The 25,107-nt window shown below is 54.8% G+C and carries 25 protein-coding genes, 4 tRNA genes and 2 rRNA genes (1 of these 31 running past the window's edge); all 31 read right to left on the bottom strand.

Translation table 11 applies throughout. The features are described from left to right. Positions 1–2: 2 nt before the first annotated feature. The gene (gene rpmC / locus BLR63_RS25715; RefSeq protein WP_002555481.1) at positions 3–194 is read right to left on the bottom strand and encodes a 50S ribosomal protein L29; all 192 of its coding nucleotides are present in this window, start codon (positions 192–194) and stop codon (positions 3–5) included. Next, complete coding sequence (gene rplP / locus BLR63_RS25710) at positions 194–607, bottom strand: 50S ribosomal protein L16 (protein WP_003232424.1); 414 nt, start codon at positions 605–607, stop codon at positions 194–196. The genes rpmC and rplP overlap by 1 nt, the downstream gene beginning before the upstream one ends. Positions 608–619: 12 nt before the next feature. Continuing rightward, entirely contained in the window at positions 620–1,306 is a 687-nt protein-coding gene (rpsC, locus tag BLR63_RS25705; protein ID WP_003176422.1) for a 30S ribosomal protein S3, read from the bottom strand. 13 nt (positions 1,307–1,319) lie between these two features. Then, a complete protein-coding gene (rplV, locus tag BLR63_RS25700) occupies positions 1,320–1,652 on the bottom strand; it encodes a 50S ribosomal protein L22 (protein WP_003103908.1) in 333 nt (110 codons plus the stop codon). A gap of 11 nt (positions 1,653–1,663) precedes the next feature. Beyond that, entirely contained in the window at positions 1,664–1,939 is a 276-nt protein-coding gene (gene rpsS / locus BLR63_RS25695; RefSeq protein WP_002555486.1) for a 30S ribosomal protein S19, read from the bottom strand. Positions 1,940–1,955: 16 nt separating this feature from the next. After that, positions 1,956–2,780 carry a 50S ribosomal protein L2 gene (gene rplB, locus BLR63_RS25690; protein ID WP_003210080.1) on the bottom strand — a complete coding sequence of 275 codons (825 nt, stop codon included), beginning with the start codon at positions 2,778–2,780 and terminating at the stop codon, positions 1,956–1,958. A 14-nt stretch (positions 2,781–2,794) separates the two neighbouring features. Further along, on the bottom strand, positions 2,795–3,094 hold the full coding sequence (rplW, locus tag BLR63_RS25685; RefSeq protein WP_002555488.1) for a 50S ribosomal protein L23: 300 nt from the start codon (positions 3,092–3,094) through the stop codon (positions 2,795–2,797). Further along, the gene (rplD, locus tag BLR63_RS25680) at positions 3,091–3,693 is read right to left on the bottom strand and encodes a 50S ribosomal protein L4 (RefSeq protein WP_003210082.1); all 603 of its coding nucleotides are present in this window, start codon (positions 3,691–3,693) and stop codon (positions 3,091–3,093) included. The genes rplW and rplD overlap by 4 nt, the downstream gene beginning before the upstream one ends. Positions 3,694–3,705: 12 nt before the next feature. Then, entirely contained in the window at positions 3,706–4,341 is a 636-nt protein-coding gene (rplC, locus tag BLR63_RS25675; protein WP_007253310.1) for a 50S ribosomal protein L3, read from the bottom strand. An 81-nt stretch (positions 4,342–4,422) separates the two neighbouring features. Beyond that, positions 4,423–4,734, bottom strand: coding sequence for a 30S ribosomal protein S10 (rpsJ, locus tag BLR63_RS25670; protein WP_003186070.1), 312 nt, complete (start codon positions 4,732–4,734; stop codon positions 4,423–4,425). Between the two features lie 157 nt (positions 4,735–4,891). Next, the gene (gene tuf / locus BLR63_RS25665; protein ID WP_010566854.1) at positions 4,892–6,085 is read right to left on the bottom strand and encodes an elongation factor Tu; all 1,194 of its coding nucleotides are present in this window, start codon (positions 6,083–6,085) and stop codon (positions 4,892–4,894) included. 30 nt (positions 6,086–6,115) lie between these two features. Further along, on the bottom strand, positions 6,116–8,221 hold the full coding sequence (gene fusA, locus BLR63_RS25660) for an elongation factor G (protein WP_010566855.1): 2,106 nt from the start codon (positions 8,219–8,221) through the stop codon (positions 6,116–6,118). Positions 8,222–8,251: 30 nt separating this feature from the next. Then, positions 8,252–8,722, bottom strand: a complete 471-nt coding sequence (gene rpsG, locus BLR63_RS25655; RefSeq protein WP_002555493.1) for a 30S ribosomal protein S7 — start codon at positions 8,720–8,722, stop codon at positions 8,252–8,254. A gap of 118 nt (positions 8,723–8,840) precedes the next feature. Continuing rightward, complete coding sequence (gene rpsL, locus BLR63_RS25650) at positions 8,841–9,212, bottom strand: 30S ribosomal protein S12 (RefSeq protein ID WP_002555494.1); 372 nt, start codon at positions 9,210–9,212, stop codon at positions 8,841–8,843. A 217-nt stretch (positions 9,213–9,429) separates the two neighbouring features. Then, complete coding sequence (gene rpoC, locus BLR63_RS25645; protein ID WP_010566856.1) at positions 9,430–13,629, bottom strand: DNA-directed RNA polymerase subunit beta'; 4,200 nt, start codon at positions 13,627–13,629, stop codon at positions 9,430–9,432. 64 nt (positions 13,630–13,693) lie between these two features. Continuing rightward, positions 13,694–17,767, bottom strand: coding sequence for a DNA-directed RNA polymerase subunit beta (gene rpoB / locus BLR63_RS25640; RefSeq protein WP_010566857.1), 4,074 nt, complete (start codon positions 17,765–17,767; stop codon positions 13,694–13,696). Positions 17,768–17,986: 219 nt separating this feature from the next. Continuing rightward, positions 17,987–18,352: a 50S ribosomal protein L7/L12 gene (gene rplL / locus BLR63_RS25635; protein WP_010566858.1), complete on the bottom strand. Its 366-nt coding sequence runs from the start codon at positions 18,350–18,352 to the stop codon at positions 17,987–17,989. A 78-nt stretch (positions 18,353–18,430) separates the two neighbouring features. Next, positions 18,431–18,931 (bottom strand): 50S ribosomal protein L10, encoded by a 501-nt coding sequence (gene rplJ, locus BLR63_RS25630; RefSeq protein ID WP_010174464.1) that lies wholly within the window; start codon positions 18,929–18,931, stop codon positions 18,431–18,433. A gap of 198 nt (positions 18,932–19,129) precedes the next feature. After that, complete coding sequence (gene rplA / locus BLR63_RS25625; protein ID WP_003232403.1) at positions 19,130–19,825, bottom strand: 50S ribosomal protein L1; 696 nt, start codon at positions 19,823–19,825, stop codon at positions 19,130–19,132. Continuing rightward, positions 19,825–20,256: a 50S ribosomal protein L11 gene (gene rplK / locus BLR63_RS25620; protein WP_003176435.1), complete on the bottom strand. Its 432-nt coding sequence runs from the start codon at positions 20,254–20,256 to the stop codon at positions 19,825–19,827. The genes rplA and rplK overlap by 1 nt, the downstream gene beginning before the upstream one ends. A gap of 117 nt (positions 20,257–20,373) precedes the next feature. Further along, positions 20,374–20,907 carry a transcription termination/antitermination protein NusG gene (gene nusG, locus BLR63_RS25615; RefSeq protein WP_003176436.1) on the bottom strand — a complete coding sequence of 178 codons (534 nt, stop codon included), beginning with the start codon at positions 20,905–20,907 and terminating at the stop codon, positions 20,374–20,376. 9 nt (positions 20,908–20,916) lie between these two features. Then, on the bottom strand, positions 20,917–21,285 hold the full coding sequence (gene secE, locus BLR63_RS25610) for a preprotein translocase subunit SecE (protein WP_010566859.1): 369 nt from the start codon (positions 21,283–21,285) through the stop codon (positions 20,917–20,919). A 45-nt stretch (positions 21,286–21,330) separates the two neighbouring features. After that, positions 21,331–21,406: transfer RNA gene (locus tag BLR63_RS25605), tRNA-Trp, on the bottom strand. 161 nt (positions 21,407–21,567) lie between these two features. Next, positions 21,568–21,643 (bottom strand) — tRNA-Thr (locus tag BLR63_RS25600). 26 nt (positions 21,644–21,669) lie between these two features. Next, positions 21,670–21,743: transfer RNA gene (locus BLR63_RS25595), tRNA-Gly, on the bottom strand. A 24-nt stretch (positions 21,744–21,767) separates the two neighbouring features. Beyond that, positions 21,768–21,852: transfer RNA gene (locus BLR63_RS25590), tRNA-Tyr, on the bottom strand. 142 nt (positions 21,853–21,994) lie between these two features. Next, on the bottom strand, positions 21,995–22,441 hold the full coding sequence (locus BLR63_RS25585) for a hypothetical protein (RefSeq protein WP_010566860.1): 447 nt from the start codon (positions 22,439–22,441) through the stop codon (positions 21,995–21,997). A 7-nt stretch (positions 22,442–22,448) separates the two neighbouring features. After that, a complete protein-coding gene (locus BLR63_RS25580) occupies positions 22,449–23,198 on the bottom strand; it encodes a pantothenate kinase (RefSeq protein WP_010566861.1) in 750 nt (249 codons plus the stop codon). Further along, positions 23,188–24,147, bottom strand: coding sequence for a bifunctional biotin--[acetyl-CoA-carboxylase] ligase/biotin operon repressor BirA (gene birA, locus BLR63_RS25575; RefSeq protein ID WP_010566862.1), 960 nt, complete (start codon positions 24,145–24,147; stop codon positions 23,188–23,190). Before birA ends, BLR63_RS25580 begins: the two co-directional genes overlap by 11 nt. Positions 24,148–24,315: 168 nt before the next feature. Then, positions 24,316–24,431, bottom strand: a 5S ribosomal RNA gene (gene rrf, locus BLR63_RS25570). A gap of 169 nt (positions 24,432–24,600) precedes the next feature. Continuing rightward, positions 24,601–25,107, bottom strand: a 23S ribosomal RNA gene (locus BLR63_RS25565) (it continues 2,385 nt past the right edge of the window).

Here is a 25,107-nt window from a genome sequence, read left to right as displayed (position 1 = left end):
GATCACTTACCTGCCTGCTGGTTGAGCACAGTCTTCACGCGAGCGATGTCACGCTTAACTTGCGAGAGCAGATGAGACTGCCCCAACTGGCCAGTTGCTTTCTGCATACGCAGATTGAACTGGTCGCGCAGCAGGCCGAGCAGTTGCTCGTTCAGCTGCTGTGCGGATTTTTCACGAAGTTCATTCGCTTTCATCACATCACCGTCCGTTTAACAAAGGCGGTGGCGAGCGGCAGCTTTGCAGCAGCCAGGGCAAAAGCCTCACGCGCCAGCTCTTCAGTTACACCCTCGATTTCATACAGGACTTTACCTGGCTGAATCTGGGCAACCCAGTATTCCACGTTACCCTTACCTTTACCCATCCGAACTTCGAGGGGCTTTTTGGAGATAGGCTTGTCCGGGAATACACGGATCCAGATCTTGCCGCCACGTTTTACGTGACGGGTCAGAGCACGACGCGCTGACTCGATCTGACGAGCGGTGAGACGACCACGAGCTACAGACTTCAGCGCGAACTCGCCGAAGCTGACTTTGCTACCGCGCTGAGCCAGACCACGGTTGTGGCCTGTCATCTGCTTGCGGAACTTCGTACGCTTTGGTTGCAACATTTGGCGTACCCCTTACTTAGCAGCTTTTTTACGAGGCGCTGGTGCTTGTGGTTTCAGTTCTTCTTGGCGACCACCAATTACTTCGCCTTTGAAGATCCAAACCTTTACACCGATCACACCGTAAGTGGTGTGAGCTTCGTAGTTGGCATAGTCGATGTCGGCACGCAGGGTGTGCAATGGCACACGACCTTCGCGATACCATTCAGTACGTGCGATTTCAGCACCGCCGAGACGACCGCTCACTTGGATTTTGATGCCTTTGGCACCAATGCGCATGGCGTTCTGTACGGCGCGCTTCATAGCGCGACGGAACATGACGCGACGCTCCAGCTGCTGAGCTACGCTCTGCGCAACCAGCATACCGTCGAGCTCCGGCTTGCGGATCTCTTCGATATTGATGTGCACAGGCACACCCATTTGCTTGGTCAGGTCCTGACGCAGTTTCTCAACATCTTCACCTTTCTTCCCGATAACGATACCTGGACGAGCGGTGTGGATGGTGATACGTGCAGTTTGTGCCGGACGATGGATATCGATACGGCTTACGGACGCGCTTTTTAGTTTGTCTTGGAGATACTCACGCACCTTCAGATCAGCGAACAAATAGTCCGCATAAGTCCGACCGTCTGCGTACCAGACGGAGGTGTGCTCCTTGACGATTCCCAGGCGAATGCCAATGGGATGTACTTTCTGACCCATCTCTTCGACTCCGTTACTTGTCAGCAACCTTGACAGTGATATGGCAAGACCGCTTGACGATGCGATCAGCACGGCCTTTGGCACGCGGCATGATACGCTTCAGCGAACGCCCTTCGTTGACGAAAACGGTGCTGACCTTCAGGTCATCAACGTCTGCGCCTTCGTTATGCTCGGCGTTGGCTACGGCCGACTCCAGCACTTTCTTCATGATCTCGGCGGCTTTCTTACTGCTGAAAGCCAACAGGTTGAGCGCTTCGCCCACCTTCTTCCCGCGGATCTGGTCGGCGACCAAGCGGGCTTTCTGGGCGGAGATTCGAGCGCCCGACAACTTAGCGGCTACTTCCATTTCCTTACCCCTTAACGCTTGGCTTTCTTGTCTGCCACGTGCCCACGATAAGTGCGGGTACCGGCAAACTCGCCTAGTTTGTGGCCGACCATGTCTTCGTTAACGAGAACCGGGACGTGTTGACGACCGTTGTGTACTGCGATGGTCAGACCGACCATTTGTGGCAGGATCATGGAACGACGCGACCAGGTCTTAACTGGTTTGCGATCGTTCTTTTCCGCCGCCACTTCGATCTTCTTCAGTAGGTGAAGATCAATAAAAGGACCTTTTTTCAGAGAACGTGGCACTGTCGTATCCCTCTATTTACTTGCGACGACGGACGATCATTTTGTCGGTACGCTTATTACCACGAGTCTTCGCGCCCTTAGTCGGGAAGCCCCATGGCGATACCGGATGACGACCACCAGAGGTACGACCTTCACCACCACCATGTGGGTGGTCAACCGGGTTCATGGCAACACCACGAACGGTTGGGCGAACGCCACGCCAGCGTTTGGCACCAGCTTTACCCAGCGAACGCAGGCTGTGCTCGGAGTTCGAGACTTCACCCAGGGTCGCGCGGCATTCAGCCAGCACTTTACGCATCTCACCAGAACGCAGACGCAGGGTCACGTAGACACCTTCACGAGCGATCAGCTGAGCCGAAGCACCAGCGGAACGAGCGATTTGCGCGCCTTTACCTGGCTTCAATTCGATGCCGTGTACGGTGCTACCAACTGGAATGTTACGTAGTTGCAGAGCGTTGCCCGGCTTGATCGGTGCCAGAGCACCTGCGATCAGCTGGTCACCAGCACTCACGCCTTTAGGGGCGATGATGTAGCGACGCTCGCCATCTGCGTACAGCAGCAGAGCGATGTGAGCAGTACGGTTTGGATCGTATTCGATACGCTCGACAGTGGCAGCGATGCCATCTTTGTCGTTGCGACGGAAGTCGACCAGACGATAATGCTGCTTATGGCCACCACCGATGTGACGAGTGGTAATGCGACCATTGTTGTTACGACCACCAGTCTTCGATTTCTTCTCGAGCAGCGGTGCGTGAGGAGCGCCTTTATGCAGCTCCTGGTTGACCACCTTGACCACAAAACGGCGGCCAGGGGAAGTCGGTTTGCATTTAACGATTGCCATGATGCACCCCTTCCTTACTCAGCACTGCTGCTGAAATCGAGATCTTGGCCTGGCTGAAGGGAGATAACCGCCTTCTTCCAGTCATTACGCTTGCCCAGACCGCGAGCAGTGCGCTTGCTCTTACCCAGAACATTCAGGGTAGTAACACGCTCTACTTTCACGCTGAACAGGCTTTCGACGGCCTTCTTGATTTCCAGCTTGGTTGCGTCAGTTGCAACCTTGAAAACGAACTGGCCTTTCTTGTCAGCCAGAACCGTAGCCTTTTCGGAAACGTGCGGGCCAAGCAGAACTTTAAATACGCGTTCCTGGTTCATCCCAGCAGCTCCTCGAATTTCTTCACGGCCGACACGGTGATCAACACCTTGTCGTATGCGATCAGACTAACTGGATCGGAACCTTGCACGTCACGTACATCAACGTGTGGCAGGTTGCGAGCAGCCAGGTACAGGTTCTGATCAACAGCTTCAGACACGATCAAGACATCAGTCAGGCCCATGCCGTTCAGCTTGTTCAGCAGATCTTTGGTTTTCGGTGCTTCAACAGCGAAGTCCTGAACCACGACCAGACGATCAGTACGCACGAGCTCAGCAAGGATGGAGCGCAGTGCTGCGCGATACATCTTCTTGTTGAGCTTCTGAGTGTGATCCTGTGGACGAGCTGCGAAAGTGGTACCGCCGCCACGCCAGATTGGGCTACGGATAGTACCGGCACGAGCACGGCCAGTACCTTTCTGACGCCAAGGGCGCTTACCGCCACCACGAACGTCGGAACGGGTCTTTTGCTGCTTGCTACCTTGACGGCCGCCGGCCATGTAGGCCACGACTGCTTGGTGAACGAGCGTCTCGTTGAATTCGCCGCCAAATGTCAGTTCGGAAACTTCGATCGCTTGAGCGTCATTTACATTTAATTGCATGTCAGCTTCCCCTTAACCGCGAGCCTTGGCCGCTGGACGTACAACCAGGTTGCCGCCAGTAGCGCCAGGAACAGCACCCTTGACCAACAACAGATTGCGTTCAGCGTCGACGCGCACTACTTCGAGGGACTGCACGGTCACGCGCTCAGCGCCCATATGACCGGACATTTTTTTGCCCTTGAATACACGACCAGGAGTCTGGCACTGGCCAATAGAGCCCGGGACGCGGTGGGAAACGGAGTTACCGTGAGTGTTGTCTTGGCCACGGAAATTCCAACGCTTGATCGTACCCTGAAAGCCTTTACCCTTGGACTGACCGGTTACATCAACCAGTTGACCAGCGGCGAAGATTTCAGCGTTGATCAGATCGCCAGCCTGGTAGTCGCCTTCTTCAAGACGGAACTCCATAACAGTGCGACCAGCTGCAACGTTTGCTTTAGCGAAGTGACCTGCTTGAGCAGCAGTCACACGCGAAGCACGACGCTCGCCGACAGTGACTTGCACTGCACGATAGCCATCGGTTTCTTCAGTTTTGAACTGGGTGACGCGATTCGGCTCGATCTCAATGACCGTGACCGGAATGGAGACACCTTCTTCGGTGAAAATACGGGTCATACCGCATTTACGACCGACTACACCAATAGTCATGTTGTAAACCTCATGAGTGTACGGGGCTTTCACCCGCTATGGCCGCCCATTTCAGAGCGTTACACGACTAAGACCCAAGTCTTAGCCGAGGCTGATCTGTACTTCCACACCGGCCGCCAGATCAAGCTTCATAAGAGCATCAACGGTTTTATCCGTTGGCTGGACGATGTCCAGTACGCGCTTATGAGTACGGATCTCGTACTGGTCACGCGCGTCTTTGTTGACGTGCGGGGAGACCAGAACGGTAAACCGTTCTTTACGGGTAGGCAGTGGAATTGGACCACGCACTTGAGCACCAGTACGTTTCGCGGTTTCCACGATTTCCTGGGTGGATTGGTCGATCAGGCGATGGTCAAAAGCCTTCAACCTGATACGGATTTGCTGATTTTGCATTGGATTTCAGACTCCGGCTGCTATTCCCAGCGAGCGCAATACGCCCGTTAAAAGGAGGCGCAATTCTATAGACGCCCCAGATAGGTGTCAACCCAATAAAAAAAGCCCCCGCTGAGCGGGGGCTTTTTCAAAACCTCGAAGCTAACTCAAAAAGAGCTTACTCGATGATTTTAGCTACAACACCAGCACCAACGGTACGGCCGCCTTCACGAATAGCGAAGCGCAGACCGTCTTCCATTGCGATGGTCTTGATCAGGGTGACAACCATCTTGATGTTGTCGCCTGGCATTACCATTTCAACGCCTTCCGGCAGTTCGCAGTTACCAGTCACGTCAGTAGTACGGAAGTAGAACTGTGGACGGTAGCCTTTGAAGAACGGAGTGTGACGACCGCCTTCTTCTTTGCTCAGCACGTACACTTCAGCTTCGAACTTGGTGTGCGGCTTAACCGAACCTGGCTTAACCAGAACCTGGCCACGCTCAACGTCGTCACGCTTGGTACCACGCAGCAGAACGCCGCAGTTCTCGCCAGCACGACCTTCGTCGAGCAGCTTACGGAACATTTCAACACCGGTGCAGGTGGTGACGGTAGTGTCACGCAGACCAACGATTTCCAGTGGATCTTGAACCTTAACGATACCGCGCTCGATACGACCGGTAACAACAGTACCACGACCGGAGATCGAGAATACGTCTTCGATTGGCATCAGGAACGGCTTGTCGATAACGCGAACTGGATCTGGGATGTAGCTGTCCAGAGTCTCAACCAGTTTCTTAACGGACGTGGTGCCCATTTCGTTGTCGTCTTTGCCTTCCAGAGCCATACGAGCAGAACCGATGATGATCGGAGTGTCGTCGCCTGGGAAGTCGTAAGTGCTCAGCAGATCGCGCACTTCCATCTCAACCAGTTCCAGCAGTTCAGCGTCGTCTACCAGGTCAGCCTTGTTCAGGTAAACCACGATGTACGGAACGCCAACCTGACGGGACAGCAGGATGTGCTCACGGGTTTGTGGCATCGGACCATCAGCGGCCGAGCAAACCAGGATCGCGCCGTCCATCTGGGCAGCACCGGTGATCATGTTCTTCACATAGTCAGCGTGACCTGGGCAGTCAACGTGAGCGTAGTGACGGATCGAAGAGTTGTACTCAACGTGCGCGGTGTTGATGGTGATACCACGAGCTTTTTCTTCTGGTGCGCTGTCGATCTTATCGAAATCAACGATTGCGGAACCGAATACTTCGGAGCAAACGCGAGTCAGAGCAGCAGTCAGAGTGGTTTTACCGTGGTCAACGTGACCGATGGTGCCAACGTTGACGTGCGGTAGGGAACGATCAAATTTTTCTTTAGCCACGACAATTAACTCCTTGCCTAAAGGACTGAATCAGCCTTGTTTTTTGGATACAGTTTCAGCGATGTGCGCCGGAGCTGTGTTGTATTTTTTGAATTCCATAGAGTAGCTTGCGCGACCCTGGGACATGGAGCGAACGTCGGTCGCATAACCGAACATCTCACCCAACGGAACCTCGGCGCGAATCACTTTGCCGGAAACCGTGTCTTCCATACCCAAGATCATGCCGCGACGACGGTTAAGGTCGCCCATGACATCACCCATATAGTCTTCAGGTGTAACAACCTCTACCGCCATGATTGGCTCAAGCAACTCACCACCGCCCTTCTGGGCCAGTTGCTTGGTTGCCATGGAAGCAGCCACCTTGAACGCCATCTCGTTGGAGTCGACGTCATGGTAAGAACCGTCAAAAACGGTTGCTTTCAGGCCGATCAGCGGATAGCCGGCAACAACACCGTTCTTCATCTGCTCTTCGATACCCTTCTGGATAGCAGGGATGTATTCCTTAGGAACAACACCACCCACTACTTCGTTCACGAATTGCAGACCTTCCTGACCTTCGTCAGCAGGAGCAAAACGGATCCAGCAGTGACCGAACTGACCACGACCGCCGGACTGACGAACGAACTTGCCTTCGATTTCACAGTTCTTCGTGATGCGCTCACGATAGGAAACCTGAGGCTTACCGATGTTGGCTTCGACGTTGAACTCACGGCGCATCCGGTCAACCAGGATGTCCAGGTGCAACTCGCCCATGCCGGAGATGATCGTTTGACCAGTCTCTTCATCAGTCTTGACGCGGAAAGATGGATCTTCCTGAGCGAGTTTGCCCAGAGCGATACCCATTTTTTCCTGGTCATCCTTGGTCTTAGGCTCTACGGCAACCGAAATAACCGGTTCCGGGAAGTCCATGCGAACCAGGATGATTGGCTTAGCAGCGTCGCACAAAGTCTCACCAGTGGTGACATCCTTCATGCCGATCAGGGCCGCGATGTCACCAGCGCGCACTTCCTTGATCTCTTCACGGGCGTTTGCGTGCATTTGCACCATACGACCCACACGCTCTTTCTTACCCTTAACCGAGTTGACCACACCGTCACCGGAAGCCAACACGCCCGAGTAAACGCGGACGAAAGTCAAGGTACCCACGAATGGGTCGGTAGCGATCTTGAACGCCAGAGCCGAGAACGGCTCGCCATCATCGGCGTGACGCTCCATCTCTTCTTCCTCGTTATCAGGGTTGGTACCCTTGATAGCAGGAATGTCGGTTGGAGCAGGCAGGTAGTCGATAACGGCGTCGAGAACCAGGGGAACACCCTTGTTCTTGAAGGAAGAACCACAAACAGCCAAGACGATCTCACCAGCGATAGTACGCTGACGCAGAGCAGCCTTGATTTCCGCGTTGGTGAGCTCTTCACCTTCGAGGTACTTGTTCATCAGCTCTTCGCTGGCTTCGGCAGCAGCCTCGACCATATTGTTGCGCCACTCGTCAGCCAGTTCCTGCAGCTCAGCAGGGATAGGCTTACGAACAGGAACCATACCTTTGTCGGCGTCATTCCAGTAGACAGCTTCCATAGCGATCAGATCGATCTGACCCTGGAAGTTATCTTCGGAACCGATTGCCAATTGAATTGGCACCGGAGTATGACCCAAACGCTGCTTGATCTGACCGATCACGCGCAGGAAGTTGGCACCAGCACGGTCCATCTTGTTTACGTAAACAAGACGCGGAACGCCGTATTTGTTGGCTTGGCGCCATACGGTTTCCGACTGAGGCTCAACACCCGAGGTACCGCAGAACACAACGACAGCGCCGTCGAGCACACGCAGGGAACGCTCAACTTCAATAGTGAAGTCTACGTGGCCCGGGGTATCGATAACGTTGAAGCGGTGCTCGTCCTTGTACTGCTTCTCGGAACCTTTCCAGAAGGCGGTAATAGCAGCAGAAGTAATGGTAATACCACGCTCCTGCTCCTGAACCATCCAGTCTGTGGTCGCGGCGCCGTCATGCACCTCGCCCATCTTGTGACTTTTGCCGGTGTAAAAAAGGACGCGCTCGGTGGTCGTGGTTTTACCAGCATCCACGTGAGCAACGATACCAATGTTACGGTAGCGATTAATCGGTGTAGTACGAGCCATAAAGCCCTCGCAAATTGAGTGACGCTGGATTTAGAAGCGGTAGTGCGAGAAAGCCTTGTTAGCTTCAGCCATACGGTGCACGTCTTCACGCTTCTTAACAGCAGCGCCTTTACCTTCAGCAGCGTCCAACAGTTCGCCAGCCAAACGCAGAGCCATAGACTTCTCGCCACGCTTACGGGCGAAGTCTACCAACCAGCGCATTGCCAGGGCGTTACGACGGGACGGACGAACTTCAACCGGAACCTGGTAAGTAGCACCGCCTACACGGCGCGACTTCACTTCGACCAGCGGAGCGATGGCGTCGAGAGCTTTCTCGAAGATTTCCAGGGGGTCGCTGTTCTTGCGTTCTTTAACCTTTTCCAGCGCGCCATAAACGATACGCTCGGCAACGGCTTTTTTACCGCTTTCCATCACGTGGTTCATGAACTTGGCCAGGATTTGGCTTCCGTATTTTGGATCGTCAAGCACTTCGCGCTTGGCTGCTACGCGTCTTCTTGGCATGGATAAGCCCTCAAACGGTCTTCAGGTTCGCTCGGAATCGGTGCCCTTTCGGGACGCCTCCGACCTTACTCTTATCGACTCAGAAAATAAGATGATTCAGTTTTACAAAAAGCCGCTACTACTTAGGCTTCTTGGTACCGTACTTCGAACGACCCTGGTTACGACCTTTAACGCCGGAAGTATCCAAGGAGCCGCGTACGGTGTGGTAACGAACACCCGGCAAGTCTTTTACACGACCGCCGCGGATCAGTACCACGCTGTGTTCTTGCAGGTTGTGGCCTTCACCGCCGATGTACGAGGAAACCTCGAAACCGTTGGTCAGACGCACACGGCATACTTTACGCAGTGCCGAGTTAGGTTTTTTCGGCGTAGTGGTATACACGCGAGTGCATACGCCACGACGTTGCGGGCAGTTCTGCAGCGCAGGTACGTCGGATTTCTCGACGATACGCTTACGCGGCTGACGTACCAGCTGGTTGATAGTTGCCATCTACTAGCTCCACTGTTGTCTTGCGACGCTATTGTCTTGCAAGAAAAGCAAAATGGCAGGAACGAATTCCCGCCAAATTTAGGGGTACAAGAGTCTAAAGAGGATCTTGCCCCCAGTCAAGGCAAGGCCCCGACCTCCCCTCTCAACGAACCGGGGCAAAACTGCCTCGATCCGACGAATGGGGGCTGCCAGGGCCCGGACTTATTTATCGCAGAACTCAGTTACCGCTTGAGTTCAGCGCTTCGGTCAGTGCAGCTTCCACTTCACTGGCGCTTACGCGCAACGGCTTGTCAGCATCACGGCGGCGCTTACGCTCGCTGTGGTAAGCCAAACCGGTACCGGCTGGGATCAGACGACCCACAACCACGTTTTCTTTCAGGCCGCGCAGATAATCGCGCTTGCCGGTTACCGCTGCTTCGGTCAGTACGCGAGTGGTCTCCTGGAAGGAGGCCGCCGAGATGAACGACTCAGTGGACAACGACGCCTTGGTGATACCCAACAGCACACGAGTGAACTTGGAAACAAATTTCTCGTCCGCTGCCAGACGTTCGTTTTCTACCAGCACGTGAGTCAGTTCCATCTGGTCGCCCTTGATGAAACTGGAATCGCCGGATTCAGCGATCTCAACTTTACGCAGCATCTGACGCAGGATGGTCTCGATGTGCTTATCGTTGATTTTCACGCCTTGCAGACGGTAAACGTCCTGGATCTCGTTAACAATGTACTTGGCCAGCGCACTCACACCCAGCAGACGCAGGATGTCATGTGGATCGCTCGGACCGTCGGAGATAACTTCGCCGCGGTTTACCTGTTCGCCTTCGAACACGTTCAGGTGACGCCACTTCGGAATCAGCTCTTCATACGGATCGCTACCGTCGTTCGGAGTAATGACCAGACGGCGTTTGCCCTTGGTCTCTTTACCGAACGCGATGGTGCCGCTGACTTCAGCCAGAATCGACGCTTCTTTCGGACGACGAGCCTCGAACAAGTCGGCAACACGCGGCAGACCACCAGTGATGTCACGGGTCTTCGAAGTCTCTTGCGGGATACGCGCGATAACGTCACCGATCGCGATCTTCGCACCATCCGCTACACCGACCAGGGCGTTGGCTGGCAGGAAGTACTGAGCGATTACGTCAGTGCCTGGCAGCAACAGATCCTTGCCGTTGTCATCGACCATCTTCACCGCAGGACGGATGTCCTTACCGGCAGCTGGACGATCTTTCGCGTCGAGGACTTCAATGTTGGTCATACCGGTCAATTCGTCAGTCTGACGCTTGATCGTGATGCCTTCTTCCATGCCCACGTAGGTCACGGTACCTTTCATTTCGGTAACGATTGGGTGAGTGTGCGGATCCCACTTGGCCACGATTGCGCCAGCGTCGACCTTGTCACCTTCTTTAACCGAAATCACAGCACCATACGGCAGCTTGTAGCGCTCACGCTCACGACCGTAGTCATCAGCGATTGCCAGCTCACCGGAACGGGACACAGCAACCAGGCAACCATCCACTCGCTCAACGTGCTTCAGGTTGTGCAGGCGGACAGTACCGCCATTCTTCACCTGAACACTGTCAGCTGCGGAGGTCCGGCTTGCCGCACCACCAATGTGGAATGTACGCATGGTCAGCTGGGTACCCGGCTCACCGATGGACTGGGCAGCGATAACGCCGACCGCTTCACCGATGTTCACCTGGTGACCACGAGCCAAATCACGACCATAGCACTTGGCGCAAATACCGTAGCGGGTTTCGCAGCTGATCGGCGAGCGAACGATCACTTCGTCGATGCTGTTGAGCTCGATGAACTCGACCCACTTTTCGTCAACCAAAGTGCCAGCAGGAACGATAATTTCCTCGGTACCTGGCTTGAATACGTCACGGGCAATAACACGACCCAATACGCGCTCACCCAGCGGCTCTACAACGTCACCGCCTTCAATGTGCGGCGTCATCAATAGACCGTGCTCGGTGCCGCAATCGATCTCGGTTACAACCAGATCTTGTGCAACGTCTACCAGACGACGAGTCAGGTAACCGGAGTTAGCGGTTTTCAACGCGGTATCCGCCAGACCTTTACGTGCACCGTGAGTGGAGATGAAGTACTGAAGTACGCTCAAACCTTCACGGAAGTTCGCAGTAATCGGCGTTTCGATGATGGAACCGTCCGGCTTGGCCATCAGGCCACGCATACCGGCGAGCTGACGGATCTGCGCAGCAGAACCCCGCGCGCCCGAGTCGGCCATCATGTACATCGAGTTGAAAGACTCTTGATCGACTTCTACGCCATGACGGTCGATAACCTTCTCTTTCGAGAGGTTAGCCATCATCGCCTTCGACACTTCGTCGTTGGCCTTGGACCAAAGGTCGATCACTTTGTTGTACTTCTCGCCCTGGGTTACCAGGCCGGAGGCGTACTGGCTTTCGATCTCTTTCACTTCATCAGTAGCAGCGCTGATGATGCGGGCTTTTTCATCCGGGATAACGAAGTCGTTAACACCAATGGAAACGCCGGAAATGGTCGAATAGGCAAAACCGGTGTACATCAACTGGTCAGCGAAGATCACGGTCTCTTTCAGACCAACCACGCGGTAGCACTGGTTGATCAGCTTGGAGATCGCCTTTTTCTTCATCGGCAGGTTGACGACGTCGTAAGACAAACCTTTTGGCACAACCTGATACAACAGCGCACGGCCGACAGTGGTGTCGACGATACGGACATTGCTCACGCTGCCGCCGTCACGGTCGTTCACGGTCTCGTGAATCCGCACTTTGACCTTGGCGTGCAGTGCGGCTTCGCCGGCACGGAACACACGGTCAACTTCCTGCAGGTCAGCGAACACACGACCTTCGCCCTTGGCGTTGATCGCTTCACGGGTCATGTAGTATAGACCCAATACAACGTCCTGGGACGGAACGATGATTGGCTCACCGTTAGCTGGCGACAGGATGTTGTTGGTCGACATCATCAACGCACGCGCTTCCAACTGGGCTTCCAGTGTCAGCGGAACGTGCACGGCCATTTGGTCGCCGTCGAAGTCGGCGTTGTACGCAGCACAGACCAGAGGATGCAGCTGGATAGCCTTACCTTCGATCAGTACCGGTTCAAACGCCTGGATACCCAGACGGTGAAGGGTCGGTGCACGGTTGAGGAGAACCGGGTGTTCACGAATCACTTCGGCGAGAACGTCCCAAACCTCTGGCAGTTCGCGCTCGACCATTTTCTTGGCCGCTTTGATGGTGGTCGCGAGACCGCGCATTTCCAGCTTGCCGAAGATGAACGGCTTGAACAGCTCAAGGGCCATCTTCTTAGGCAGACCGCACTGGTGCAGACGCAGGGTCGGGCCTACGGTAATTACCGAACGACCGGAGTAGTCAACGCGCTTACCGAGCAAGTTCTGACGGAAACGACCTTGCTTACCCTTGATCATGTCAGCCAAGGATTTCAGAGGACGCTTGTTCGAACCGGTGATAGCGCGGCCACGACGGCCGTTGTCGAGCAGGGCATCGACGGCTTCTTGCAACATACGCTTTTCGTTGCGCACGATGATGTCCGGAGCGGACAGATCGAGCAGGCGCTTCAAGCGGTTGTTACGGTTGATCACGCGGCGGTACAGGTCGTTGAGGTCGGACGTCGCGAAACGACCACCATCCAACGGTACCAGCGGACGCAGGTCTGGCGGCAGAACCGGCAGAACGGTCAGCACCATCCACTCAGGCAAGTTGCCGGAACCTTGGAAGGCCTCCATCAACTTCAGACGCTTGGACAGCTTCTTGATTTTGGTTTCAGAGTTGGTTTGCGGAATCTCTTCACGCAGGCGGCCAATCTCATGTTCCAGATCGATAGCGTGCAGCAGTTCGCGGACAGCTTCAGCACCCATGCGGGCATCGAAATCGTCGCCGAACTCTTCCAGCGCTTCGAAGTATTGCTCGTCGTTCAGCAACTGACCTTTTTCAAGGGTGGTCATGCCTGGATCGATAACGACATAGCTCTCGAAGTAGAGAACGCGTTCGATATCACGCAGGGTCATATCCATCAGCAAGCCGATACGGGACGGCAGCGACTTCAGGAACCAGATATGGGCAACCGGCGAAGCCAGTTCGATGTGCGCCATGCGCTCACGACGAACCTTGGCCAGTGCAACTTCAACGCCGCACTTCTCGCAGATAACACCACGGTGCTTCAAGCGCTTGTACTTACCGCACAGGCACTCGTAATCCTTTACCGGGCCAAAGATCTTGGCGCAGAACAGGCCGTCACGCTCAGGTTTGAACGTACGGTAGTTGATGGTTTCCGGCTTTTTAACTTCACCGAACGACCACGAACGGATCATCTCAGGCGATGCCAACCCAATACGGATGGCGTCGAACTCTTCGACTTGACCCTGGTTTTTCAGCAAATTCAGTAGGTCTTTCAAGGCCTTTCCTCCTGGCGGAGCAGAGAGCGGGCCAAACAGCCCCGCTCTCGATTCGCGTCACGTGTTATTCGGTTTCCAGATCGATATCGATGCCGAGGGAACGAATTTCTTTGATCAACACGTTGAAGGACTCGGGCATGCCCGGCTCCATACGGTGATCGCCGTCCACGATGTTTTTGTACATCTTGGTACGACCGTTCACATCGTCCGACTTCACTGTGAGCATTTCTTGCAGAGTGTAAGCAGCACCGTATGCCTCCAGTGCCCAGACCTCCATCTCCCCGAAACGCTGACCACCGAACTGAGCCTTACCACCCAGCGGCTGCTGGGTAACCAGGCTGTACGAACCGGTAGAACGAGCGTGCATCTTGTCGTCTACCAAGTGGTTCAGCTTCAGCATGTACATGTAGCCAACCGTAACCGGACGCTCGAACTTGTTGCCGGTACGGCCGTCGAACAGCTGCATCTGGCCGCTTTCCGGCAAGTCTGCCAGTTTCAGCATGGCCTTGATTTCGCTTTCCTTGGCACCGTCGAACACCGGGGTAGCCATTGGAACGCCGCCGCGCAGGTTCTTCGCCAGATCCAGGATTTCCTGGTCGGTGAAGGTATCCAGCTCTTCTTTGCGGCCGCCGATTTCGTTGTAGATCTCGTGCAGGAACTTGCGCAGGTCAGCAACCTTGCGCTGCTCTTCGATCATACGGTTGATCTTCTCGCCCAGACCTTTGGCCGCGAGGCCCAGGTGGGTTTCAAGGATCTGACCAACGTTCATACGCGAAGGTACGCCCAACGGGTTGAGAACGACATCGACCGGGGTGCCATTGGCATCGTGCGGCATGTCTTCAACCGGCATGATCACGGAGACCACACCCTTGTTACCGTGACGACCGGCCATCTTGTCGCCCGGTTGGATGCGGCGACGGATTGCCAGGTAAACCTTGACGATTTTCAGCACGCCTGGAGCCAGGTCATCGCCCTGCTGCAGCTTGCGCTTCTTGTCTTCGAACTTATCGTCCAGCAGACGGCGGCGATCAACGATGTAGGCCTGAGCCTTCTCGAGCTGCTCGTTCAGAGCGTCTTCAGCCATGCGCAGCTTGAACCACTGGCCGTGCTCAAGACCGTCGAGTACTTCGTCGGTGATGTCCTGACCTTTCTTCAGGCCGGCGCCGCCTTCGGCCTTATGGCCTACCAGAGCGGAACGCAGACGCTCGAAGGTCGCACCTTCAACGATACGGAACTCTTCGTTCAGGTCCTTGCGGATCTCGTCGAGCTGGGTCTTCTCGATCGACAGTGCACGAGCATCACGCTCAACCCCGTCACGAGTGAAGACCTGTACGTCGATGACAGTACCTTTGGTACCAGTCGGTACGCGCAGGGAGGTGTCTTTAACGTCGCTGGCTTTTTCACCGAAGATGGCACGCAACAGCTTCTCTTCCGGAGTCAGTTGGGTCTCGCCTTTCGGAGTGACCTTACCGACCAGGATGTCGCCTGCGCCAACTTCAGCACCTACGTAAACGATACCGGCTTCGTCCAGCTTGTTCAGTGCAGCCTCACCCACGTTCGGGATGTCCGCAGTGATTTCCTCTGGCCCAAGCTTGGTGTCACGCGCCACACAGGTCAGTTCCTGGATGTGGATCGTGGTGAAGCGATCTTCTTGAACCACACGCTCGGACAGGCAGATGGAGTCTTCGAAGTTGAAGCCGTTCCACGCCATGAACGCGATACGCATGTTCTGGCCCAGCGCCAGCTCACCCATGTCGGTGGACGGGCCGTCAGCCATGATGTCGCTGCGCTGAACGCGATCACCCTTACGCACCAGCGGACGCTGGTTGATGCAGGTGTTCTGGTTCGAGCGGGTGTATTTGGTCAGGTTGTAGATGTCGACACCGGCTTCGCCAGTTTCAACTTCGTCATCAGCAACACGTACCACGATACGGCTGGCATCAACGGAGTCGATCACGCCGCCACGACGAGCCACGACGCAAACGCCGGAGTCACGGGCTACGTTACGCTCCATGCCGGTACCTACCAGCGGCTTGTCAGCACGCAGGGTCGGTACAGCTTGACGCTGCATGTTGGAACCCATCAACGCACGGTTGGCGTCATCGTGCTCCAGGAACGGGATCAGCGACGCAGCGACCGAAACTACCTGCTTGGGCGATACGTCCATCAAGGTAACGTCTTCCGGCGCCTTGACAGTGAACTCGTTCAAGTGACGAACAGCTACCAGCTCGTCGACAAGGACTTTCTTCTCGTTCATCGTGGCCGAAGCCTGAGCGATCACATGATCGGCTTCTTCGATGGCAGACAGGAACACGATCTCGTCGGTGACCAGAGCATCTTTCACCACACGGTACGGGCTCTCAAGGAAGCCATACTGGTTGGTGCGCGCATAAGCGGCCAAGGAGTTGATCAGACCGATGTTCGGACCTTCCGGCGTTTCGATCGGGCAAACACGACCGTAGTGCGTTGGGTGTACGTCACGAACTTCGAAGCCTGCACGCTCACGGGTCAGACCGCCCGGGCCCAGTGCGGATACACGGCGTTTGTGGGTGATCTCGGAGAGCGGGTTGTTCTGGTCCATGAACTGAGAGAGCTGGCTGGAACCGAAGAACTCTTTCACCGCCGCAGCCACTGGCTTGGCGTTGATCAGGTCTTGCGGCATCAGGCCTTCGCTTTCAGCCATCGACAGACGCTCTTTGACCGCACGCTCAACACGTACCAGGCCAACGCGGAACTGGTTCTCGGCCATTTCGCCTACGCAGCGAACACGACGGTTACCCAGGTGGTCGATGTCATCGACGATGCCTTTGCCGTTACGGATGTCGACCAGGGTCTTCAGGACCGCAACGATGTCTTCCTTGCACAGCACGCCCGAACCTTCGATCTCGGTACGACCGATACGACGGTTGAACTTCATCCGGCCGACCGCAGACAGGTCATAGCGCTCAGGACTGAAGAACAGGTTGTTGAACAGGGTTTCCGCAGCGTCTTTGGTCGGTGGCTCGCCAGGACGCATCATGCGATAGATCTCGACCAGCGCTTCCAATTGGTTGCTGGTGGAGTCGATCTTCAAGGTGTCGGAGACGAACGGACCGCAGTCGATATCGTTGGTGTACAGGGTCTCGATGCGAACAACCTGGGCCTTGGCGATTTTTGCCAGGATTTCGGTATTCAGCTCGGTGTTGCACTCTGCCAGGATTTCGCCTGTGGCCGGGTGAACGATGACCTTGGCGGTAGTGCGACCCAGGACGTAGTCCAGAGGCACTTCCAGCGACTTGATACCGGCTTTTTCGATCTGGTTGATGTGGCGCGCGGTGATACGGCGACCGGCTTCAACGATGACCTTGCCATTTTCGTCCTGGATATCCAGGACAGCAATTTCACCACGCAGACGCGAAGCAATAAGCTCCAGACTGAGGGTTTCATCCTTCAGGCTGAACACGTTGGTGGTGTAGAAAGCATCAAGCACTTGCTCAGTGGTATAGCCGAGCGCGCGCAGCAGTACCGAGGCCGGCAGCTTGCGACGACGGTCAATACGCACGAACACGCAGTCTTTCGGGTCGAACTCGAAGTCCAACCACGAACCACGGTACGGAATGATCCGCGCGGAGTACAGGAGCTTGCCGGAGCTGTGCGTCTTGCCTCGGTCGTGGTCGAAGAACACGCCCGGGGAACGGTGCAGCTGGGAAACGATAACACGCTCGGTACCGTTGATAACGAAGGTACCGTTTTCCGTCATCAGTGGGATTTCGCCCATGTAGACTTCTTGCTCTTTGATGTCCTTGATCGCCTTGTTCGACGATTCTTTGTCGAAAATGATCAGACGGACTTTTACCCGTAAAGGTACGGCGTACGTAACACCGCGCAACACGCATTCTTTGACATCAAATGCCGGTTCGCCCAGGCGATAACCGACGTACTCCAGCGCAGCATTGCCAGAGTAGCTGATGATCGGGAAAACGGATTTGAAGGCCGCATGCAGGCCCACGTCGCGGAACTGATCTTTGGTCGCTCCCGCCTGCAAGAATTCACGATACGAATCCAGCTGGATAGCCAGAAGGTACGGGACATCCATGACGTCCGGCAACTTGCTAAAGTCCTTGCGGATACGTTTTTTCTCAGTATATGAGTAAGCCATCAGCGTTCCCCAGCTTGGTCACCTGCTTGTTTGGCCCTCCCGACGGGAGCAGCCAGAAAATCTTGCAAACCCCTTGGTTTGCACCACCACACCGGGTGGTTACAGCGCGTCAATGGCGGCGACCGAGTCGGCAGCCAAGAACGGAAAAAGGCCGGTGGCAAGAGCCACCAGCCATCAGCCTTCAGCTTAACGCTTGGGCTGGAGACGCAAAGTCGATGCTTACTTCAGCTCGACTTTAGCGCCTGCTTCTTCCAGAACAGCTTTGGCTTTGTCAGCAGCGTCTTTCGACACAGCTTCCAGAACCTGGGCTGGAGCACCGTCAACTACAGCCTTGGCTTCTTTCAGGCCCAGACCGGTCAGTTCACGAACTGCCTTGATCACGTTTACTTTCTTCTCGCCAGCTTCCAACAGCATGACGTTGAATTCGGTTTGCTCTTCAGCAGCAACAGCAGCAACAGCTGGACCAGCAGAAGCAGCGGCAGCAGAAACGCCGAATTTTTCTTCGAAAGCTTTGATCAGCTCAACAACCTGCAGAACCGACATTTCAGCTACGGCGTTGAGGATATCTTCTTGGGAGATAGACATTACTGTATTTCCTGAATTGGGGGACGGCCTACGCGGCCATCGAAATAAACAAAAATACGCGAGAGAAAATGCTCAGCCTTAGGCTGCGGCAGCTTCTTTTTGCTCGCGAACTGCAGCCAGAGTACGAGCCAGCTTGCTGGTGGCGCCTTGAATCACGCTCATCAACTGCGAAATAGCTTCGTTACGGGTCGGCAGTGTTGCCAGTACGTCGATTTGGTTAGCTGCGAGGAACTTGCCCTCGAACGCAGCTGCCTTGATCTCGAACTTATCCTGACTCTTGGCGAATTCTTTGAACAAACGGGCAGCAGCACCTGGATGTTCTTTGGAGAACGCGATGAGAGTCGGGCCGGTGAACACGTCGTTGAGGACACTGTATTCAGTGTCAGCAACAGCGCGCTTGAGCAGGGTGTTACGTACAACACGTACGTATACGCCAGCTTCACGAGCCTCTTTACGGAGTCCGGTCATAGCGCCAACTGTCACACCACGGGCATCAGCCACGACAGCGGACAGAGCAGCTTTGGCAGCCTCGTTGACTTCAGCGACGATGGCCTTCTTGTCTTCGAGATTAATTGCCACGGGTTTAACTCCTGCTTGTTACCGTTTCATCTGGCCGAAGCCGGATGTCGTTTTGGTGTCTGATTCGGTAAGGAACCGGGAGCACCATCTGCGTAGGCTTGAGGTTTAAGACTTACGTCGCCTACGGTCTTGGATAGCCCCCGCCAGGCAGGGACCCCAATTTTTCAATTGGCGTGATCGCTCACGCCAATTTGTGTCTTATACGTCCAGCGAGCCTTGGTCGATGACCAGACCTGGGCCCATAGTGGTGCTCAGGGTAACGCGCTTGACGTAGATACCTTTCGAAGAAGCTGGCTTGATACGCTTCAGATCAGCGATCAGGGCTTCAACGTTTTCCTTCAGCTTGACGGCATCGAAGCCGACTTTGCCAACGGAAGTGTGAATGATGCCGTTTTTGTCGGTGCGATAACGAACCTGACCAGCTTTGGCGTTTTTAACCGCAGTAGCGACGTCTGGAGTTACGGTGCCGACTTTCGGGTTAGGCATCAGGCCACGTGGACCGAGGATCTGACCCAACTGACCCACAACGCGCATTGCATCCGGGGAAGCAATAACGACGTCATAGTTCAAGTCGCCGCCTTTCATTTCGGCAGCCAGGTCGTCCATGCCAACGCGATCCGCGCCGGCAGCCAGAGCAGCTTCAGCTGCTGGGCCTTGGGTGAAGACAGCAACACGTACGGTCTTGCCAGTACCGTGTGGCAGCACAGTAGCGCTACGAACGACCTGGTCGGATTTACGTGGGTCAACACCCAGGTTTACAGCAACGTCAACGGACTCGCTGAACTTGACAGTCGACAGCTCGGTCAGCAGGGCAGCAGCGTCTACAAAGTTGTAGGCCTTTCCTGCTTCGATTTTGCCAGCGATAGCCTTTTGGCGCTTGGTCAGCTTAGCCATTACACACCCTCCACGTTAAGGCCCATGCTACGAGCAGAACCGGCGATGGTACGCACGGCTGCATCCATATCAGCTGCAGTCAGATCCGCGTTTTTGGTTTTCGCGATTTCTTCCAGCTGAGCACGAGTCACGGTGCCAACCTTAACGGTGTTAGGACGAGCGGAACCGCTTGTCAGACCAGCAGCTTTCTTCAACAGAACCGAAGCCGGGGTCGACTTGGTTTCGAAGGTGAAGCTACGGTCGCTGTATACAGTGATGATCACTGGAGTCGGCAGACCTGGCTCAAGACCCTGAGTACGGGCGTTGAAGGCCTTGCAGAATTCCATGATGTTCACGCCGTGCTGACCCAGAGCTGGACCGACGGGTGGGCTAGGGTTGGCCTGAGCGGCCTTCACTTGCAGCTTGATGTAAGCGGTAATCTTCTTGGCCATGAGGCACTCCAATTACGGGTTCAAACGCCTCGAAAGGCTCCCCGGTTACTTGCGCGTTTATCCCAGTGACGACAAAACCCCACAGCCTAAGGCTGCGGGGTTGGGATACTTTTCCAGCTAGACCTTCTCGACCTGGCTGAACTCCAACTCTACCGGAGTAGAGCGTCCGAAAATGAGCACCGCCACTTGGATCCGGCTCTTTTCGTAGTTAACTTCTTCGACGGTGCCGTTAAAATCAGCAAACGGACCATCGGTGACACGAACAACCTCTCCCGGCTCGAACAACGTCTTCGGCTTGGGCTTGTCGCTACCGTCAGCAACACGACGCAGAATCGCTTCTGCTTCTTTGTCGGTGATCGGAGCAGGCTTATCGGCCGTACCACCAATGAAGCCCATGACACGAGGGGTATCCTTGACCAAGTGCCAAGTACCTTCATTCATGTCCATCTGAACCAGCACGTAGCCAGGGAAGAACTTGCGCTCACTCTTACGCTTCTGACCATTCCGCATTTCAACCACTTCTTCAGTGGGAACCAGAATTTCGCCGAAGCCATCTTCCATGCCTGCCAGCTTTACGCGCTCCAGCAAAGAGCGCATAACATGCTTCTCGTAACCCGAGTAAGCATGCACAACGTACCAACGCTTAGCCACGGGACACCCTTAGCCAACAATCAAGGAAACAAGCCAGCCGAGCAGGGAATCAAGCCCCCACAACAGCAACGCCATAACCAGAACAACAGCCACTACAATCAACGTGGTCTGCGTGGTTTCTTGGCGAGTCGGCCAAACGACTTTACGAATTTCGACGCGAGCTTCCTTTACCAGGACCGCGAAAGACTTGCCTTTGGCAGTCTGCAGGCCTACAAAGGCAGCTACAGCAGCAAGGGCGAGCAAAGCGAGTACACGGTACAGGATCGGCGAAGCAGAATAGTACTGATTGCCAACAACGCCTACGACCACCAATGCGACGACAGCAAGCCACTTGACTAGATCGAAACGAGAGCTTTGAGCTTCAGCCTTAGGAGTCATCTATGAAGATCCTGTGAAAAGAAAGCCAGACACACCGCGTGAATCTGGCAGGTCAGGAGGGAATCGAACCCCCAACCTACGGTTTTGGAGACCGTCGCTCTGCCAATTGAGCTACTGACCTAAAACAAAATCAGGCCGGCCATTATGCAGGCCTGAAAAAGACTTTACAACAGCCAACCCCAAGAGACCTGATACCACCCGGCAAAAAAGCCAGCTACAACAGAATCAAGCCGAGACAGCCGTTAAAACAAAGGCAGATATTTTCATATCTGCCTTGTTATATGGAGCTCTTGAGCGGATTTGAACCGCTGACCTCACCCTTACCAAGGGTGTGCTCTACCAACTGAGCTACAAGAGCAAAACACGCCGCACAACCTGCAAACTTGGAGCGGGTAGCGGGAATCGAACCCGCATCATCAGCTTGGAAGGCTGAGGTTCTACCACTAAACTATACCCGCGGAGCTTGCAGCTCACGCTAAAAATGGTGGAGGGGGAAGGATTCGAACCTTCGAAGTCGTAGACGTCAGATTTACAGTCTGATCCCTTTGGCCGCTCGGGAACCCCTCCTAAGCGAGCCGGCATTCTACATCACGCCGACCTTCTGTCAAGCATTTTCTCATTAAAAATATGAGGTTAGCTGCGTTGACCTTTGCTTTGCACTTTAGACCTTAAAGGTCTTCACTGCGAAGCGGGCGCCATTCTATGCAAACTATTCGAGAGTTGCAATGCCTTCGCACAGCATTATTTTATGTTTTAACTCATTGAATTCATTGGCAAGGTTTTCAAACGGCAGATCCTCAGCCAGTTGGCGGCTTTCAGGAGCCACACGAAGCCAGTAACCGGAAGCCTCAGGCATGTTCAAAAGTTGAATCTTGACCTTTATATCCAGACTCGTGAGACGCTGCTCAACAGCCTGAGCCTTGCGCTGGTCGTTAAAGCCGCCGATGTATAAGCAGGTACTCTGCGCATCGGACGCTTTTGCCTTGTCACGCCGAGCCACCGCGTCAGAGGACTCACTCAACAGTCGGATATCCTGCTGAGAGCCACGATACAGACTCAACGGCGTGACATCCTTGGCGCGCAACGGAGCCTCCTGTTGATGCCAAACGTAATAAAAAGCATTGAGAACGAGTAAAAGCAAAAACAGCCAACGCATAAACACCTCAGGACAAAGGACACGCCATGGCCAGACCAACGAAAACCAGGTCAGGAACCAGCCGTGCCTGCGGTATGACACCCAAGACGAGATCAGCATCCCCCCCCGTGAGGAATACGGTGAAATCATCACCCCAGTAGCTTCGCGCCAACTCGAGCTGAGTCAAAACGAACCCCCTGAGCATCAGCGTACAACCACGCTCGACAGCCTCCGCAGTCGTACGCCCAGGGGAGAGCCGCTCCAGAGCAAGCTCGGCCGCCGCGTCGTCATAGCGTATCTTGCGAGTATGCGTGCGCAACTGATTGCGCATTAACGGCATGCCGGGGCAAATGAAGCCTCCCAGGTGCTCGCCATCTGCGGCGACGAAATCGGCGGTGGCCGCGGTACCAAAATCGAGGACCAGGCACGCACCCGAAGCCAGCTTGAAGCCACCCAGCATCGCTAACCAGCGGTCAAGACCAAGGCGCTCGAAGTCTTGGTAGCCATTGCGCACTCCGGCCATCTCGCGCGCTGGTGCAGCACAGGATACGGTAACACCGAAAGCGCCCCGCAAAGCCTCGACCAATTTACTGGTCTCCTCTGAAGCTCGAACACTCACCAAACGGCAATGTGTCAACGATAGGCCAGGCAACGCTGCCAGACGTTCAATCAAGACGAGATCCGAACCGACAACACCTTCGGCAGAAGCTTTCGCTTGATCAGATTCAAGTACACGCCATTTGATAAAGCTGTTCCCACAGTCGAGCTCAAGAATCATCACGCAGCCTCAGGCTTAACTCACCACCACTGTATATTTTTTCAACACCATCGACGCTTAAACGTAATGCACCCTGACGGTCGACACCCAGAACCACCCCATCAACCTGATTGACACCAGCAATGAGAGATGCCGCCCTACCCTGCCATAAGTGATTCCGCTCCCACTCTTCTTGAAGCGCCGCAAAGCCGCTAGCTGCATGTTGGGTCAGGTAACGCTGCAGCTGCACACCCAGCCGCGCCACAAGTAGATTACGATCCATAGGAGAGCCGGTTACCAACTGCACTGACGTCCACTGCTGATCAACCTCAGCAACTTTTTGCATATTTACGTTTATGCCAATACCAAGAACAACGTGACAGATATCAGCAGGATCGCCCACCAACTCAAGCAGGATGCCGGCAATTTTTTTTTGCCCCACCAAGACATCGTTTGGCCATTTCAACGCAGCCCCCGGCACGCCCGACTCGCGCAGGGCCTGCATGACTGCCAGCCCCACAACTAGGCTAAGCCCCTCTAGTTGCCGCAGACCGCCTTCAATGCGTAGCACAAGGCTGTAATACACATTCTGAGCGAACGGACTGACCCATTTGCGCCCTCTTCGGCCTCTTCCGGCAGTTTGTTGTTCTGCGAGCACTAGAAATGGCGCCACGCCCCCCGCATCGACAAGGCGCAGCGCTTCAGCGTTGGTGGAGTCAATAGAGTCAGATATGTAGACGGGCCATGCCAAAGAAGGGGCCTTCAGCGTAATTTCTTCAGCATCCAAGAACACCAGGGGCGATGCCAACTGATACCCCTTGCCACGGACTTTGTGGATGGGCAAGTTTAACTCAGCCTCAAGATGCTGAAGCTGCTTCCATACAGCACTGCGACTGACGCCCAAGACAGCACCCAGCGCTTCCCCAGAGTGGAATCGACCATCTTTCAGAAGTTTTAACAACGTCAGCATGCAAGTATCGCCTCACAATGAGGCACGCATCATAGCCATGCCTAGGGTCATTGCATAGAAACGCCGGGCCTTTGCACTGAAGACCGCCGCGATGAGCCTCTTCGTACTTTCCGAGCGCCCAAAACAAAACCCCTGTCTGCGTGAGCAAACAGGGGTTCTGGAATTTAATCTTGACGATGACCTACTCTCACATGGGGAAACCCCACACTACCATCGGCGATGCATCGTTTCACTACTGAGTTCGGGATGGGATCAGGTGGTTCCAATGCTCTATGGTCGTCAAGAAATTCGGGTACTGACTCGTGACCTCATGGCCTCGCTTCAGCAAATTGGGTATGTGATAGCTTTGGTGTTTTGTGAGATTCGAACTTTCGGTTCGTTTCGTCTTCACACACCGCAATCTGGTGCTCTTTCGCTTTTCAGCTCGAAGCAAGCAAATTGCTTGGGTGTTATATGGTCAAGCCTCACGGGCAATTAGTATTGGTTAGCTCAACGCCTCACAGCGCTTACACACCCAACCTATCAACGTCGTAGTCTTCGACGGCCCTTCAGGGGACTCAAGGTCCCAGTGAGATCTCATCTTGAGGCTAGTTTCCCGCTTAGATGCTTTCAGCGGTTATCTATTCCGAACATAGCTACCCGGCAATGCCACTGGCGTGACAACCGGAACACCAGAGGTTCGTCCACTCCGGTCCTCTCGTACTAGGAGCAGCCCCTCTCAAATCTCAAACGTCCACGGCAGATAGGGACCGAACTGTCTCACGACGTTCTAAACCCAGCTCGCGTACCACTTTAAATGGCGAACAGCCATACCCTTGGGACCGGCTTCAGCCCCAGGATGTGATGAGCCGACATCGAGGTGCCAAACACCGCCGTCGATATGAACTCTTGGGCGGTATCAGCCTGTTATCCCCGGAGTACCTTTTATCCGTTGAGCGATGGCCCTTCCATACAGAACCA

Origin of the sequence: Pseudomonas extremaustralis, from assembly GCF_900102035.1 — a bacterium.
Classification (GTDB): Bacteria; Pseudomonadota; Gammaproteobacteria; order Pseudomonadales; family Pseudomonadaceae; genus Aquipseudomonas; species Aquipseudomonas extremaustralis.
This window is presented reverse-complemented; position numbering and strand designations above follow the sequence as displayed.